The sequence below is a fragment of the Massilia sp. 01N417 genome, from assembly GCF_056399645.1.
This window is the reverse complement of the sequence record NZ_JBFTRS010000031.1, coordinates 67,096-82,824: the sequence shown is the minus strand read 5'-3', so window position 1 is coordinate 82,824 and position 15,729 is coordinate 67,096. Positions and strand designations below refer to the sequence as shown.

General features: G+C 65.7%; 11 protein-coding genes and 1 other RNA gene. 3 read left to right on the top strand and 9 right to left on the bottom strand.

Annotated features, from left to right (window positions below; all coding sequences use genetic code 11):
* A partial coding sequence (dnaX, locus tag AC1DOQ_RS25095; RefSeq protein ID WP_477370508.1) for a DNA polymerase III subunit gamma/tau occupies nucleotides 1–1,421 on the bottom strand: 1,421 nt, incomplete at its 3' end.
* A gap of 95 nt (nucleotides 1,422–1,516) precedes the next feature.
* Between dnaX and AC1DOQ_RS25090 the strand changes: the two genes are divergently transcribed.
* A complete protein-coding gene (locus tag AC1DOQ_RS25090; RefSeq protein ID WP_477370505.1) occupies nucleotides 1,517–2,197 on the top strand; it encodes a hypothetical protein in 681 nt (226 codons plus the stop codon).
* Nucleotides 2,198–2,253: 56 nt separating this feature from the next.
* Here the strand turns inward: AC1DOQ_RS25090 and ffs are convergent.
* Together ffs and ubiD are read right to left on the bottom strand one after the other, a co-directional pair.
* Nucleotides 2,254–2,352, bottom strand: an RNA gene (gene ffs / locus AC1DOQ_RS25085) — signal recognition particle sRNA small type.
* Between the two features lie 95 nt (nucleotides 2,353–2,447).
* Entirely contained in the window at nucleotides 2,448–3,932 is a 1,485-nt protein-coding gene (gene ubiD, locus AC1DOQ_RS25080) for a 4-hydroxy-3-polyprenylbenzoate decarboxylase (protein WP_477370502.1), read from the bottom strand.
* 514 nt (nucleotides 3,933–4,446) lie between these two features.
* On the opposite strand from ubiD, the gene AC1DOQ_RS25075 reads away from it, so the two are divergent.
* Entirely contained in the window at nucleotides 4,447–5,304 is an 858-nt protein-coding gene (locus tag AC1DOQ_RS25075) for a transglycosylase SLT domain-containing protein (protein ID WP_477370520.1), read from the top strand.
* Between the two features lie 150 nt (nucleotides 5,305–5,454).
* Here AC1DOQ_RS25075 and nusB read toward each other — a convergent pair whose 3' ends face one another.
* From nusB to ribBA, 3 genes are all read right to left on the bottom strand, one after another.
* Complete coding sequence (gene nusB, locus AC1DOQ_RS25070) at nucleotides 5,455–5,925, bottom strand: transcription antitermination factor NusB (protein ID WP_477370500.1); 471 nt, start codon at nucleotides 5,923–5,925, stop codon at nucleotides 5,455–5,457.
* 19 nt (nucleotides 5,926–5,944) lie between these two features.
* On the bottom strand, nucleotides 5,945–6,424 hold the full coding sequence (gene ribH / locus AC1DOQ_RS25065) for a 6,7-dimethyl-8-ribityllumazine synthase (RefSeq protein WP_442121600.1): 480 nt from the start codon (nucleotides 6,422–6,424) through the stop codon (nucleotides 5,945–5,947).
* An 81-nt stretch (nucleotides 6,425–6,505) separates the two neighbouring features.
* Complete coding sequence (gene ribBA / locus AC1DOQ_RS25060; RefSeq protein WP_477370497.1) at nucleotides 6,506–7,612, bottom strand: bifunctional 3,4-dihydroxy-2-butanone-4-phosphate synthase/GTP cyclohydrolase II; 1,107 nt, start codon at nucleotides 7,610–7,612, stop codon at nucleotides 6,506–6,508.
* 240 nt (nucleotides 7,613–7,852) lie between these two features.
* Between ribBA and AC1DOQ_RS25055 the strand changes: the two genes are divergently transcribed.
* Nucleotides 7,853–10,714: a M16 family metallopeptidase gene (locus tag AC1DOQ_RS25055; protein ID WP_477370494.1), complete on the top strand. Its 2,862-nt coding sequence runs from the start codon at nucleotides 7,853–7,855 to the stop codon at nucleotides 10,712–10,714.
* 85 nt (nucleotides 10,715–10,799) lie between these two features.
* On the opposite strand, the gene AC1DOQ_RS25050 is transcribed toward AC1DOQ_RS25055, so the two are convergent.
* The 3 genes from AC1DOQ_RS25050 to AC1DOQ_RS25040 all read right to left on the bottom strand — a co-directional run bounded on the left by AC1DOQ_RS25050 (nucleotide 10,800) and on the right by AC1DOQ_RS25040 (nucleotide 15,729).
* Nucleotides 10,800–12,983, bottom strand: a complete 2,184-nt coding sequence (locus tag AC1DOQ_RS25050; protein ID WP_477370491.1) for a TonB-dependent receptor plug domain-containing protein — start codon at nucleotides 12,981–12,983, stop codon at nucleotides 10,800–10,802.
* A 7-nt stretch (nucleotides 12,984–12,990) separates the two neighbouring features.
* A complete protein-coding gene (locus AC1DOQ_RS25045) occupies nucleotides 12,991–14,955 on the bottom strand; it encodes a S9 family peptidase (RefSeq protein ID WP_477370488.1) in 1,965 nt (654 codons plus the stop codon).
* Between the two features lie 144 nt (nucleotides 14,956–15,099).
* Entirely contained in the window at nucleotides 15,100–15,729 is a 630-nt protein-coding gene (locus AC1DOQ_RS25040; RefSeq protein ID WP_477370486.1) for a riboflavin synthase, read from the bottom strand.

Genomic DNA, 15,729 nt, shown 5'->3' with positions numbered 1-15,729 from the left:
CGGCGTCCGCCACCGCCGGTGGTCATGCGGGCGGCGGCGCGGGCTGCTTCCAGCGCGGCATTGATGGCGGCGCGGGCCGGGCTCAGGGCCGCACCGGCGCCGGATGCGGCCGGGGCCTGCTGCGCCGGTGCTGCCTGCTGCGGTGCCTGTGGTGCTTGCTGTGCTTGCGGTGCGGCAGCAGCCGGTGCGCCGGGCGCGCGGGCGGGCGCGGCAGGCGCAGCCGCTGCTGCAGCCGCGGCGGCCGGACGGGCGGCCTGGGCCTGCGGCATCGGGCGCGCGATCGCGGCCGGCGCCGGGCTGGCCAGCTGTTCGGCCCCGCCCTGTCCCGGACGGAAGGCCAGCATGCGCAGCAGGGTCATGGTGAAGCCGGCGTACTCGTCCGGGGCCAGGCCGATCTCGTTACGGCCGTGCACCGCGATCTGGTAGAACAGCTGCACTTCCTGCGGATCGAAGACGGTCGCCAGGCGCTGGATGTCGGCCAGCTCCGGCAGGTCTTCCGGCACCGCGGTCGGCACGGTCTGGGCCAGGGCGATGCGGTGCAGCAGCGTGCCGAGGTCCTGCAGCGCGCCGTTGTAGGACAGGCTGCGGCTGGCCATCTCGTCGGCCACCGCCATCAGGTCGGCGCCATCCTGCCTGGCCAGCGCGTCCAGCAGGCGCACCAGGTAGGACTGGTCGAGCGCACCCAGCATGCCCTGCACGGCGTCCAGGGTGACGGCGCCGGCGGCGTAGGCGATCGCCTGGTCGGTCAGCGACAGCGCATCGCGCATCGAGCCGTGGGCGCCTTGCGCCAGCAGGCGCAGGGCCGGCTGTTCGAAGCTCACGCCTTCCTGGCCGAGGATGTTTTCCAGGTGGCCGACGATATGGCCCGGCGGCATCTGCTTCAGGTTGAACTGCAGGCAGCGCGACAGCACCGTCACCGGGATCTTTTGCGGGTCGGTGGTCGCGAGGATGAATTTCACGTGCTCGGGCGGTTCCTCGAGCGTCTTCAGCATCGCGTTGAAGGCGTGGTTGGTGAGCATGTGCACCTCGTCGATCATATAGACCTTGAAGCGCGCATTGCTCGGCGCGTACACCGCCTGTTCCAGCAGCTGGGCCATCTCGTCGACGCCGCGGTTCGATGCCGCGTCCATCTCGACATAGTCGACGAAGCGGCCGGCATCGATCGCGCGGCAGGGTTCGCAGACCCCGCACGGCTCGGCCGTGATCCCGCCCTGCCCGTCCGGGCCGACGCAGTTGAGCGACTTGGCCAGGATACGCGACAGCGTCGTCTTGCCCACCCCGCGAGTGCCGGTGAACAGATAGGCGTGATGCAGGCGTCCGGACCGTAGCGCATGGGTCAGGGCACGGACGACGTGCTCCTGGCCGACCAGCGTTTCGAAGTTCCTGGGACGGTATTTGCGGGCGAGGACTTGATAGGACATTCCGGGATTTTACCGTAGACCGGGGCAGGAGCGGCAACATTAGACGCTCATCGGGAATTCCCCTACACTGATATTTTTATTTCAATGTGGAAAAAATGAGAACGCTCGCCATTGCATCGCTGCTGTCGTCGCTGTTGTTGTCGCTCACGCTTTCCGCCCAGGCCGCCGGCGAGCGCGAATGGATCCCGTACCGCAAGCTGGTCGAGACCGTCAAGGCCGACAAGTTCTATGCCCTGCCGGCCGGCGAGCGCGACAAGGTGATCCTGTATGCCCGGCTGGTCCCGCTCAACAAGGCGATCGCGCCGCCGGACGCCAAGCTGGTGGTGGTCGACGGCGCCAGCCGCACGCCCTTTCCGCTCGACGCCGCCGGCCGTGGACGCATCGTTCCGAACCCGCAGTGGCTGGCGGACGACGCGAAGATCTGGACCAGCCTGCCGGCTGGCGAGAAGATGAGCCTGGGCTTCGACATCGGCGCCGTGCTGCCCGAAGCCGCGCAATGGAATTACGCCACGGTGATGGGCGCCGTTCCCCAGTCGAATGCGGCGATCGGCAAGGTGGCCGGCGCCCTCAGCATGTTCGTGCCGACCATGAAATCGGTGATCTTCAAGTTCGACAAGCCGGCCCAGCTGACAATCAAGGCCAAAGGCGGCGAGCGGCGCCATGCCACCGACGCGAAAAACCAGGTGAGATTGAAGCTGGACGGCGACCTGCTGAAGGAGAACCCGCTGGTGACGCTGTCGGAGCGGCCCTTCGAAGCGGAGATCGACTCGGAGTGAAGAACGCCGGCCGCGCAAACGAAAACAGCTGCCGGGGCAGCTGTTGTTCTGAATGAGGTGGCGAGCCTGATCTGCGGCACTTGCGGTGAACGGCTTTGGCTGCTTCGTTCCCGACCTGACCAGGTAAACCATGCCGCAATGCGCAGGGGCCCGCCAGCAATCATTATAACCGAGCATGCGCCGGCCGGCAAACCGGCGATCAAACCGCCTATATATAGTGCATATGCGCGGCGAATGCCCTGCCCCGGCCTTACAGCCCCAGCTGCTGCCAGATGTCGTCCACCCGCTTCTTCACCTCCGGCGCCATGACGATAGTCGTGCCCCACTCGCGGTTGGTCTCGCCCGGCCACTTGTTGGTGGCGTCGATGCCCATCTTGCTGCCCAGGCCGCTGACCGGCGAGGCGAAGTCGAGGTAGTCGATCGGCGTGTTGTCGACCAGGACCGTGTCGCGGGTCGGATCGACGCGGGTCGTGATGGCCCAGATCACTTCCTTCCAGTCGCGCACGTCGACGTCCTCGTCCACCACGACGATGAACTTGGTGTACATGAACTGGCGCAGGAAACTCCAGACCCCGAACATCACGCGCTTGGCGTGGCCGGCGTACTGCTTCTTCATTTGCACCACCGCCATCCGGTAGCTGCAGCCTTCCGGCGGCAGGTAGAAGTCGGTGATCTCGGTGAACTGCTTCTGCAGCAGGGGAATGAAGACCTCGTTCAGCGCCACGCCCAGCACGGCCGGCTCGTCGGGCGGCTTGCCGGTATAGGTCGAGTGGTAGATCGGGTCGCGCCGCATGGTGATGCGGTCGATGGTGAATACCGGGAACCAGTCCTGCTCGTTGTAATAGCCGGTGTGGTCGCCATACGGGCCTTCCAGCGCATGCTCGAAGCCGGTCGGATGGGTCTCGTCCGGATAGATATGCCCTTCCAGCACGATCTCGGCGGCGGCCGGCACCCGCAGCTCGCTGCCGATGGCCTTGGTGAGCACGGTGCGCTGGCCGCGCAGCAGACCGGCGAACTGGTATTCGGACAGGGTGTCCGGTACCGGCGTCACCGCGCCCAGGATGGTGGCCGGATCGGCGCCCAGCGCCACCGCCACCGGATAGGGCTTGCCGGGGTTGGCGATGCAGTGTTCGCGGAAATCGAGGGCGCCGCCGCGGTGCGCCAGCCAGCGCATGATGACCTTGTTCGGGCCCAGTACCTGCTGGCGGTAGATGCCCAGGTTCTGCCGCTTCTTGTGCGGGCCCTTGGTAATCACCAGGCCCCAGGTGATCAGGGGCGCGATGTCGCCGGGCCAGCAATGCTGGATCGGCAGGCGACCGAGGTCGACGTCCTTGCCTTCCCAGACGATCTCCTGGCAGGGCGCGCCCTTGACTTCCTTGGGCGACATGTCCCAGACCGCCTTCACGAGCGAGCCCAGGTCCATGATGTCCTTGAAGCCCTTGGGCGGCTCCGGCTCCTTCAGGCGCGCCAGCACGTGGCCGATCTTCCTGAGCTCGCCGATATTATCGGCGCCCATGCCCAGTGCCACCCGTTGCGGCGTGCCAAACAGATTGCCGAGCACGGGAACCTTGTAACCGGTCGGTTGTTCAAACAGGAGAGCAGGCCCGGCGGCACGGAGGGTCCGGTCGCAGATTTCTGTCATCTCAAGGTTCGGCGATACCGGTACCGAAATACGCTTTAATTCGCCAATCCCTTGCAACTTGGCAATAAAATCTCGCAAATCCGAATAGTTCATCTATTTTTTCATTCTTTTTTACATCTTTTGAGCTTGGCTAACAATCGCCGGCAAGTGGTTGATTTGCCACAGAATTGATGAGTCAGTCAGAAAACGTTAGACATAAAAGTTATAACGCACGATAGTGCTAGTATTGACTTGATATAAACCAGCTTCTACAATCCGGCCTACCAAGTGAGACAGGCCCGTCCAGGACGTGATTTTAGCCGGTCTCATTATTTCACGGGGTCGGGGCCCCAACGACATTATTTAGGAGTGTTTTCACAGGACGTCTGTCCTACCAACCCCGAGACAGTTGTTAGCCACCGGGCACCTCCATCGCAGCGCTGCCCGGCTGTAGCAAGCAATGACGGCGTTCCTCGACCGCTATTCGCGGCGACGGACGGTTTCTGATGCACGGCATTAGTACCCTGAACAGCAGCGCTTTGTCGCCGCACGGGGCCGCTTTTTCCGCGACAAAGGAGAAACGATGATCCATCGATTCATCGGCACGAGCGCAAAGCTTGTCCAACAGATGGCCAGCCAGCCAGTCACGTGGTCTTCCGTGACGAAAGCGGCACGCGGTATCGTAACGACCGCACAACATACCCTGACCGTTTTCGGTCTATCTGCAGTAGCAATGCTTGCCCTGCTGTACAACCGCCCCGATCTGGCTAAACGGGTGTCGGACTTCCTGAGCCCGCAGCAGACCGTGCAGGTCGCGGCTGCACCGGCGCAAGCCCCGGCCGCCAAAGGCGCCGAGGCCGTCGAAATCGCCAACAGCGACGACAAGCAGGGCGTGCGCGCCACGCGCCAGCAGAAGTACGTGACCGAATGGCTGTCGCGCCGCTACCGGGTCGCCGGTGACGCCGCCAACATGCTGGTCGCCACCGCCTACAGCACCGCGCACGAGATCAAGCTCGACCCGCTGCTGATCCTGGCCGTGATGGCGATCGAATCGGGCCTGAATCCCTTCGCGGAAAGCCCGATGGGCGCGCAGGGCCTGATGCAGGTGATGTCGAAGGTCCACAGCGACAAGTTCGACGAAGTCGGCGGCAAGCAGGCCGCCCTGAATCCGGTCGCCAACATCCGTGTCGGCGCCCAGATCCTGAAGGATTACGTGACCCGCACCGGTTCCGTGGAAGGCGGCCTCAAGACTTACGTCGGCGCCGCCGCGTTCGAGGACGACTCGGGCTACGGCAACAAGGTGCTGGCCGAGTACCGCCGCCTGAAGCAAGTTGCGAACGGCAAGAACGTGCCGATCTTCACGCCGTCCACCCCTGCGCCGCAACTGGCCCAGAAATCCGCGCCGGCCCCATCCAAGGCCGACAACGCCGTCATCGAAGCCGCACGTGGCGCCAGCCAGTCCGGCGAGACCGTGGCAGGACTGTAAGCCTCGACGTACCGATCCCTGGTCGAAGGCCACTGTGGGCGCATGCCTCGGTGGCCTTCTTTTTTATACCCTCGCGACGAGCGAAAAAAAACGCCCCGGTCTCCCGGGGCGTTTCACTTGTGCACTTATATATAGTGTGCGGTACGGCAATCAGCGCTTCGAATCCGCCGCCGCCTCGTCCGGGCGCAACTTGCCGGCCAGGCGGTCCAGCACGCCGTTCACGTACTTGTGGCCGTCGATACCGCCGAAGGACTTGGTCAGCTCGACCGCTTCGTTGATCACGACGCGGTACGGGACCTCGATCTTGTTCTTCAGCTCCCAGGCGCCCAGCAGCAGCACCGCGTGCTCGATCGGCGACAGTTCGGCGATCGGACGGTCCACGGTCGGGGCCAGGGTCTCGCGCAGTTCGACCGACTGGGCGATCGTGCCGTTCAGCAGTTCGGTGAAGTACTCGGCGTCGGCCTTGTCGAAGCCGTGGGCGGCGCGGATGTGGTTGACGACCGTCGAGGCCGGCTCATTGTTCAGCAGCCATTGGTAGAGGCCCTGCAACGCGAACTCGCGCGCGCGGTGACGCGGCGTGCGGTTCTTGTTCGGGTTGGCGTGAATGCTCTTGTCAGTCATGTTCTTACCTTGCTACCTGTTATTCTTCTTCGGCCTGCAGCTCGTCGAGGCCGAGCAGCAGGTTGGCCATCTCGACGGCGACGCGGGCGGCGTCCGTGCCCTTCTCGGCCATGCGCGCTTCGGCCTGCTCGTCGTTCTCGGTGGTCAGCACGGCGTTGGCGATCGGCATGCCATAGTCCAGGCCGATGCGGGTGATGCCGGCGCCCGACTCGTTCGAGACCAGCTCGAAGTGGTAGGTCTCGCCGCGGATCACGGCGCCCAGGGCGATCAGGGCGTCGAACTGCTGGGTCTCGGCCATCTTCTGCAGGGCCAGCGGGATTTCCAGGGCGCCCGGCACGGTCACGTGCAGGATGTCCTCGTCCGCCACGCCCAGGTGCTTCAGCTCCGCCAGGCAGGCCGACAGCAGGCCATGGCCGACGTCGGCATTGAATCGTGCCTGCACGATCCCGATGCGCAGGCCTTCACCCTGCATATTGCTTTCAAAAGTTCCTACCGTCATGGCTGCCTCTTTTTCTGTTTACTGTAAATGTTTGAATGGTAGCGCGTCAGGCGCTTCGCTCGCGCCTGATACGCTCGATTTTTACGCTTCCGGCTTGGCCAGGTAACCCGTCACCTCGAGGTCGAAACCGACCATCGACGGCATCTTGCGCGGATTCGCCAGCAGCTTCATCTTGCACACGCCCACCTGCTTGAGGATCTGGGCGCCGATGCCGTAGGTGCGCAGGTCGAGATTCGCCGCGCGGCCGCCTTGCCGTGGCGCCGACTTGTCCGCGAACTGGGCGAACAGCTCGTCTGCCGTCTCACCGCAGTTCAGCAGCACGATGACGCCGGCGTCGGCCGCCTGGATCGCCTGCATCGCCGCCGACAGGTTCCACGAGTGCGAGGTGGCGCGGTTGTCCAGCAGGTCGACGATCGAGACCGGCTGGTGCACGCGCACCAGGGTTTCCTTGCCGGCTTCCGGGGTACCGTGCACCAGCGCCAGGTGGGCGCAGCCGCTCGGCTTGTCGCGGAAGGCGACCACATTGAACTCGCCGTGCACCGTCGACAGCTGGCGCTCGGCCACGCGCTCGACCAGCGATTCGGTCTGGCTGCGATAGTGGATCAGGTCGGCGATGGTGCCGATCTTCAGCTTGTGCTCCTCGGCGAACTCGAGCAGGTCCGGCAGGCGCGCCATGGTGCCGTCTTCCTTGATGATCTCGCAGATCACGGAAGCCGGCGTCAGGCCCGCCATCTCGGTCAGGTCGCAGCCCGCCTCGGTATGGCCGGCGCGCATCAGCACCCCGCCCTTCACTGCGCGCAGCGGGAAGATATGGCCCGGCTGGACCAGGTCTTCCGGTTTCGCGTCCTTCGCCACCGCCACCTGGATGGTGCGGGCGCGGTCGGCCGCCGAGATGCCGGTGGTGACACCTTCGGCCGCCTCGATCGAGACCGTGAAATTGGTGCCGAAGGAGGTACCGTTGCGGGTCGTCATCATCGGCAGTTCGAGGCGGTCGCAGATCTCTTCCGACAGGGTCAGGCAGACCAGGCCGCGCGCGTGGCGGATCATGAAGTTGATCGCTTCGGGCGTGACGTGTTCGGCGGCGAGCACCAGGTCGCCCTCGTTCTCGCGGTCTTCCTCGTCGACCAGAATGACCATGCGCCCTGCGCGCAGTTCGTCGACGATTTCCTGGGTGGTGGAGATGGGCATGCGGGTTCCTCGAGGGCAGTGCGGAAACCCGCTATTTTAATGGATTTGCCAGGCTTTCACCGGGCCGGATGGCGGCAATCGCGGCCTGGAGCGCGGCCGGCCACTGCCGGGCTCGGAGGATTGTTGCATATTGACAACGACCGCCGCACTCTTTCGGTGCAACTATGGTGTTCGGCAACAACTGTGCAATGGGGCGCGCAGGGTAGAATGATTTTTTATTGCTCAACCGGAGCATCTCGCATGTTCGTCCGCCTTGCCCGTACCACCCTGCTCACCGCCATCCTGCTTACCGCCCCGCTGGCCGGCGCGGCGGGCCTCGACCTGAATGCCCCGCTGCCGGTCGCGCCCCAGCTCAAGGTCGGCAAGCTGCCAAACGGCCTCACCTACTACATCCAGAAGAACCGCAAGCCCGAGCACAAGCTGGAGCTGCGCCTGGTGGTGAAGGCCGGCTCCATCCTCGAGGACGAAGACCAGCAGGGCCTGGCCCACTTCACGGAGCACATGGCCTTCAACGGTTCGACCCATTTCAAGAAGCACGAGCTGGTGTCCTACCTGCAGTCGATCGGCGTCAAGTTCGGCGCCGACCTGAACGCCTACACCTCCTTCGACGAAACCGTCTACGTGCTGCCGGTGCCGGCCGAGCGCAGGCAGGATCTCGATAAAGCCTTCCAGGTGCTGCAGGACTGGGCGCAAGGCCTGACCCTGAACGACGCCGACATCGACAAGGAGCGCGACATCGTGCTCGAAGAGCTGCGCCTCGGCAAAGGCGCGGGCGACCGCATGCAGAAGGTGCTGATGCCGAAGATGTACAACGGCTCGCGCTATGCCGAGCGCCTTCCGATCGGCAAGGAAGACACCCTGCGCAGCTTCAAGCCGGAGGCCCTGCGCCGCTTCTACCGCGACTGGTACCGGCCCGACCTGATGGCGGTGGTGGCGGTCGGCGACATCGACCCGGTCCAGGCCGAGCAGCTGATCAAGCGCCACTTCGCGGGCCTGAAGAATCCGGCCTCGCCGCGCCCGCGCGCCTATGCCCAGATCGCGCCCCGTCTCGAAACGGAAGCACTGGTCGTGACCGACAAGGAAGCCGGCCCGGCCTCGGTCCTGATCCGCTATCCGGTGCTGCCCTTCAGCGAACGCGCCACCATCGGCGGCTACCGCGAGCAGCTGATCGAGGGACTGTTCGCCGGCATGCTGAACCAGCGCCTGTCCGAGCTGGCGCAACTGCCCTCGCCGCCCTTCATGGGCGCCAGCAGCGCGCTGGGCCGCCTGACGCCGCGCTACCGCTCCTACAACGCGATGGCGGCGCTGGGCGAAGGCGGCGCCACCCCGGCCATCGACGCCCTGGTGCAGGAAAACGAACGCGCGCGCCGCTTCGGCTTCAGCGAGGCGGAACTCGATCGGATGAAGAAAGGCGTGATGCGCACCTACGAGCGCGCCTGGAACGAACGCGACAAGACCGATTCGGGCGGCCTGGCTGCCGAATACATCCGCAACTTCCTCGAAGGCGAATCGATCCCCGGCATCGAGAACGAATACCGCTACGTGAACCAGCTCCTGCCCGGCATCACGGTCGCGGAGATCAACGCCTACGCGCGCCGCACCATCCCCGCCGATTCGGGCAAGCTGGTGATCTATACCGGCCCGGCCAAGGAAGCCGCCGCGATACCGACCGGCGAGCAGCTGCTGGCCGCGGTCGCCGCCGCCGAACGCCGCGACGTCAAGGCCCACGACGAGAAGGCGGTGGCAGCGCAGCTGATGGACCAGCCGCCCGCCCCCGGCAGCATCGTTTCCGAGAGCCGCGACGAGCGTCTCGGCACCACCAGCCTGGTGCTGTCGAACGGCGTCAAGGTGATCCTCAAGCCGACCAGCTTCCGCAACGACCAGGTGCTGATGAGCGCCGCCCGCTTCGGCGGCCAGAGCCTGTTCGACACCAAGGACATGTACAACGCGCGCTACGCCGACACCATCGTCGCCGCGATGGGCCTGAAGGATTTTTCGCCGCTCGACATGCGCAAGATCCTGGCCGGCAAGGCGGCCGCCGTCAGCGCCGGCCTGGGCAACAACACCGACGTGGTCGCCGGCACCGCGGGCGCCACCGACATCGAGACCATGCTGCAGATGGTGTGGCTGAAGTTCGCCGGCGTGCGCCGCGACGAAAACCTGTACAAATCCTTCATCGGCAAGCAGATCGAACTGGCGCGCAACCGCGCGTCGCAGCCGGGCGCCATGTTCGGCGACGTGCTGGTCAAGACCCTGTACGGCGACAATCCGCGCGCCCCGCGCGCCCTGAAGCCCGAGGACTTCGCCAGCATCGACCTCGACCGCGCGATCGCCATCTACCGCCAGCGCTTTTCCAGCGCCAAGGACCTGACCTTCATCTTCGTCGGCAGCTTCGACGTCAACGCCATCAAGCCCCTGCTGTCCACCTACCTGGCCAGCCTGCCGACCCCGGACATCCCGGTCGCCTTCCGCGACCTCGGCATCCGCCCCGTGAAAGGCGTGGTCAAGAAGGAAGTCAACAGCGGCCTTGACGACAAGAGCACGGTCTCGCTGACCTTCACCGGCGCCGCCGAGGTCAACGAACTCGAAGAACTGCGCCTGTCGGCCCTGACCGAGGTGATGAACATCCGCATCATCGACGTGCTGCGCGAGAAGCTGGGCCTGATCTACGGCGGCGGCATGGAAGCCTCGATGACGCGCATCCCCTACAGCCACTACACGGTCGGCGTGACCCTGCCGACCGGTCCGGAAAACGTCGACAAGGTGGTCAACGCAACCTTCGCCGAAATCGAGCGCATGCGCACCCAGGGCCCGGACCAGGCCGACCTCGACAAGGTCAAGACCAACTGGCTGCAGACCTACCGCAAGTCGCTGAAGGAAAACGGCTACTGGCTGGCCGCGCTGCAAACCTCGCTGACCGAGGGCACCGACCCGGCCACCATCCTTACCTTCGACAAGGAAGTGCAGAAGCTGAGCGTGGCGGACCTGAAGGCGGCGGCGCAGCGTTATCTGAAGCCGGACAACTACGTGCAGGTGGTGTTGAATCCGGAGAAGGCGGCGCAGGTAGCTGTTGCCGCCGGGGGCCAGAAGGCCCCGCAGTGAGTTCGCAGGGCGGGCACGCCGTGCCCACGCCTTATGTTCGTGGTTCGTTGGCTGCGCGCGGGCACGGGGTGCCCACCCTGCTTGCTTAGATCTTCAGTTCGAGCCGCACACCCAGCGTCGAATAAGTCCGCACCGACGTATCCAGGGCCTGCGCCAAGTCGCCGAGATCAACCACCCGCGCAGTCTCATACCTGCGCGGCAGCAGGTTGTTCCCCGAAATCCGCAACTGCGTATTGGCGCTGAACTTCCACAATCCATACAGGTCGAGCTGGCGCTTCATGCCGGTCGTGTACAGCTCGGCCACGCTGCTCTGGACCACGGTCGGCGGCGTCCAGTTGACGTTGCCGCCAACCGTCAGCGGCGCGTTCTTTACGCGGTAATCGAGGCCGACGTTGGCGGTCTGCCTGGCCTGCCGCTCGAGCCGGTTATTGGGGCCGGGGATGTCGTCGACGCTCGACCGGTAGCGGCTGTAATTGGCGCGCAGGTCCAGGTCCGGCGCCCCGGCGAGCACTTCGGCCAGCTGGAACTTGGCTTCCAGCTCGACGCCACTCGTGCGCGCATGGCCGATGTTGGCCGGCGTGGACACCCAGCGCGGACCGATGCTGGTCGAATGCAGCGCCGTCTGGCGGCGCATCAGGTCGTCGATGTCGCGCAGGAAGGCGCTGGCCGACAGGATCCCGCTGCGGCTCAGGTAGTGCTCGTAGGCCAGGTCGATGCCCGTTGCCAGTTCCGGCTTCAGATTCGGATTGCCCGTGCGGTCCGGGCGGGTCGGGTGGTTATCGCTGGTGAACGAAGGCGCCGCGATCAGATCGTCCAGCACGGGCGCCTTGTAGCTCCGGGTCAGGCTGGCGCGCACCTGGTCGCGTTTGGAACCGGGAATGCGGTACACGGTGTGCAACACCGGGCTCCATACGCTGCTGGTGTTCTTCACCGCGTAGCCGGGACTGTCGCTGGTGCTGCGGATGCCTTCCCAGCGCAGGCCCAGGTAGCCGGACCACTGGCTGCTGATGTCCCACTCGCCCTGTGCGAACAGGGCCAGGCGGCGGGTGTCGGCGGACAGGTTCGCGCCCGAGGCCTCGTACAGGGGATTGTTGTCGCCTTCGGCCCGGTGGACCAGCGCCAGGTGCCCGGCCTCGCCATCCCAGCCCGCCGCGAAGTGATGGCCTTCGCCCAGCGGGCGGCTGTACTTGCCGCTGTTCGAGATGCTGCGCTGGCGCTCGCGATCGACGTCGCTCAGGACCCGGTTCAGCGCGCCGCCCTCGCCGTAGTTGTTGCGCAGGCTGTCGCTGTCGCTGCGGTTGATGCCGGCGCTGAACTTGAGTTCCAGCTTCGCGCCGCCGTCCATCCTGTGGGTCCAGTCGCCAAGGCCGCGCGCCATCGTCCCGGTCGTCCGCGAGTCTGCGTGCTGGAGCACGAAATCCGGCGAAACGATGCCGATGACCTGGTCGACCGGCGCGTCGTTCACGCTGTGGTTGCGATTGGCGGACACGAAGGGCTGGAAGTTGAGCGTATCGCCGTTGTCGAATTTCCAGGACAGGCGCGGCGCCAGGTTCAATGCACGCGACCTGCCCTCGCCTTCGCTTTTGATGAGCTGCAGGCGTTGATAGCGGCCGTCGGCCAGCAGGTCGGCGTCGCGGGCGGTGACGTCGGTGTGCGGCCGGCTTTCCGACACGGTGGCGTTCAGCGTCCACGTGAGCTGGCCGCTCTTGCCCGGCACGGTCACGGACACGTTCGCGCCATGGCGGCCCTGCTGAATATTGTCGGCAATGCGCAGCTGCGTGTCCTTCTGCCGGTAGCCCTGGCGCAGGATGACGTTGACGGTGCCGGCGATCGCCTGGGTGCTCTGGTCGGCGACCGCACCGCGCATGATCTCGATGCGCTCCACCTGGTCGGGCGGAATCGATTCGACCGAAAAGCCTGGCGGCGGACGCTCGCCATTCACCAGCACCTGGGTGTAGCCATTGCCGAGGCCACGCATCTGGACGCTGCCGCCGGTCCCCGGCGCGCCGGACATCGTGATGCCCGGCAGGCGCTTGAGCACTTCGCCGAGGCTGGTGTCGCCGTTGCGTTCGAGTTCCTCGCGCCCCACCACCAGCTTCGCCGCCGTGGACAGGCGGCGCGTTTCGGTATCGTCGGTGCGGGTGCCGCTGACCTTGACCTGTTGCGGCTGGCCTTCGGCCTTGACGGGCTCCTGCCTGGCGGTGTCTTGCGCGAAGGCGCCGCCCGCCCCGCACATCGCCAGGCAGGCGGCAGGTAAAAGCTTTTTCATCTCGTGCTTACTTCAGATACTTGTTGAACCAGCCGATTTCGCGCGCGCGCAAGTCCTTCTGGTGCTCCGGCTTGCGCAAGGCATGCCCCTCGCCTTCGTAGATCACCAGGGTGGTCGGCACGCCCATCGCCTTCAGCCCGTGCCAGAACTCCAGCGACTGCGCCGGCGGGCACTCGACGTCGCGTTCGCCCACATAGATCAGGGTCGGCGTCTTCGCGGCCTTGATCGACTCGATCGGCGAGGCCGCGCGGTACACGGCCGGGTTGTCGTACATGGTGGCGCCGAAGAAGGGCACCATCCACTGGTCGATGCCGTTCTGGCCGTAGTAGCTGATCCAGTTGGCGATGCCGGCGCCGGCGACTGCCGCCTTGAAGCGCTGGCTGTGGGTTACGCCCCACATCGTCATGAAGCCACCGTAGGAGTGGCCCATCAGGCCCAGGCGGTTCCCGTCCACCGGCGCCTGCCTGATGGCGGCGTCGACGCCGGCCAGGATGTCGCGCCAGTCGCCACCGCCGAAGTCCTTCCGGTTGGCGCTGGTGAAGCTCGATCCCTGGCCGTAGCTGCCGCGCGGGTTCGGCATGAACACGAAATAGCCTTCCTTGACCAGCTCGCGCACCAGCGAGTTGCCGCCCTCGCCCCCGGAGATGTAGCGCGGGGTAGCTGCCGCAGCGGGACCGCCGTGCACCTGCACAATCATCGGGTAGGTCTTGCCGGCGTCGAGCTGGCGCGGACCGACCAGCCAGCCCTGCACCTTGAAGCCTTCGTTGGTCCAGGCGACGCTCTGCGCGGACACCACCGGCCCGAAGGCGTCGTTGTCGTGGGTGACCGGGTTCATCTCCGGCAGGCGGCCGGCGACGATGCGCGGCGCGTGCTCGTAGTCCTCATGCACCGAGGCCGCGACCTTGCCATCGAGGCTGAACACGAAGCGGCCGTCGCGCGAAGCGGAGGCCGTGACCGGGCCCTTCCACAGCACGCGGCTGCTCTTCGCGGCCGGGTCGACCGCGACCACGGCGGCGTCGGCGTCGGCCAGTACCGACGCCAGTACCTGCTTGCCGCGCCAGGCGATGCCGTTGAAGGTGCCGGCAAAGCCCGGGGTCACGTCGACCGGTTCGCCGCCGTCGATCGACACCGTGTAGACGTCGCCGCCGACCGAGCCGAAGTCGCTCATCAGGCCACCGATGAAGGCGACCGTCTTCCCATCCGGCGACACGTGCGGCATATTCATCTGCATCTTCGGCGCCGCCAGCACGCGCAGCTTGCCGCTCGCGGCATCGACGTGGCCGAGGGTCGCGATCCACCAGTTGTTGTCGCCGTTGCCCTTGGCGCTGGTGACGACGAAGCCCTTGCCGTCCGGCGTCCAGTCGTATTCGTAGATGAAGGTATCGCTTGGCGACACCAGCTTGAAGTCGCCGCCGCTGCTCGATACCACGGCGATGCGCTGCTCGTCTTCCTGCTCGGCCACGCCGATCTCGCCGATCTGGCGCGCGCCCGCCTCCACCGCGCCGGTCAGCTTTTTGGCGCCGACGGTGGCGAGGAAGGCCAGCTGGCGGCCGTCAGAGGACCAGCGCACGGTATTCGCCACGCCCTTGACGACGGCCACCGGCGTCAGCTTGCCGTCGCGCAGCACGTTGACGGTGGCGGTGCCGGCTTTCGCGTCGGTGCTGATCAAGGCCATCGCCTTCTGGTCCGGCGACCATACCGGCGCCTCGATGCGGCACTGGGTGCAATCGGACTGCACGAAGGTCGAGACGATCTTGCCGGTCGCGGTGTCGCGCACCACGATGCGCGGGCCGCTCTTGGCTTCGCCTTCGCTGGCCTCGATCGCGACCAGGCGTTCGCCGTCGCCGGAAATCGCCAGCGAGCGGTAGCTGCGCATGCCTTCCGCCGAGCTGAGCCCGGCCGCGGCCAGCAGGGCGACCAGCGCCGCGCCCTTGAGTACCGTCTTCAATTCGATGGATGCCGTGTGATTCATCCCGGGGGTCCCCTTTGTCTGTTTTATTCTGCGGTAAATACAGGCGAGCGAATGCCCTGCCTACTGGATTAATTTCCAGCAGGCAGTCTACGCTAAATAGCAGGGGATCGGAGAAAATCTGCCCGGCAGGCGCCGGGCGCGGAATCAGGCCTTGGCGGCCGTCAGCATGCGCTCGACGTAGCGCGCGATCAGGTCGATCTCGAGGTTCACCTTGGCGCCGGCATGCAGGTGCTTGAGGGTGGTGACGGCGATCGTGTGCGGGATCAGGTTGATCGAGAAGCGGCAGACCTTGTCGCCATTCGCTTCGAGGTCCTCGACGCTGTTGACGGTCAGCGAGACGCCGTTCACCACGATCGAGCCTTTATAGGCCAGGTACTTGCCCAGCTCCAGCGGGGCGTCGATGACGAGCTTGAAGGATTCGCCGATCGGCTCGAAGCTGTGCACCGTGCCGAGGCCGTCGACGTGACCCGAGACCAGGTGGCCGCCGAGGCGTTCGGCCAGGGTCAGCGCCTTTTCCAGGTTTACTTCGCCCGGCTGGTCCAAGCCGGCGGTGCGGTTCAGGCTTTCGCGCGAGACGTCCACCGCGAAGGCGTTGCCGGCCTTTTCGACCACGGTCATGCAGGCACCGTTGATGGCGATCGAGTCGCCCAGCGCGACGTCGTCCAGTCCCAGGCCGCCGGCCTCGATCTGCAGGCGCACGCCGGCGAAGGAACCGCCTTCGAGCGGCTTGACCGATTGGATGCTGCCCACCGCAGCGACGATTCCAGTAAACAT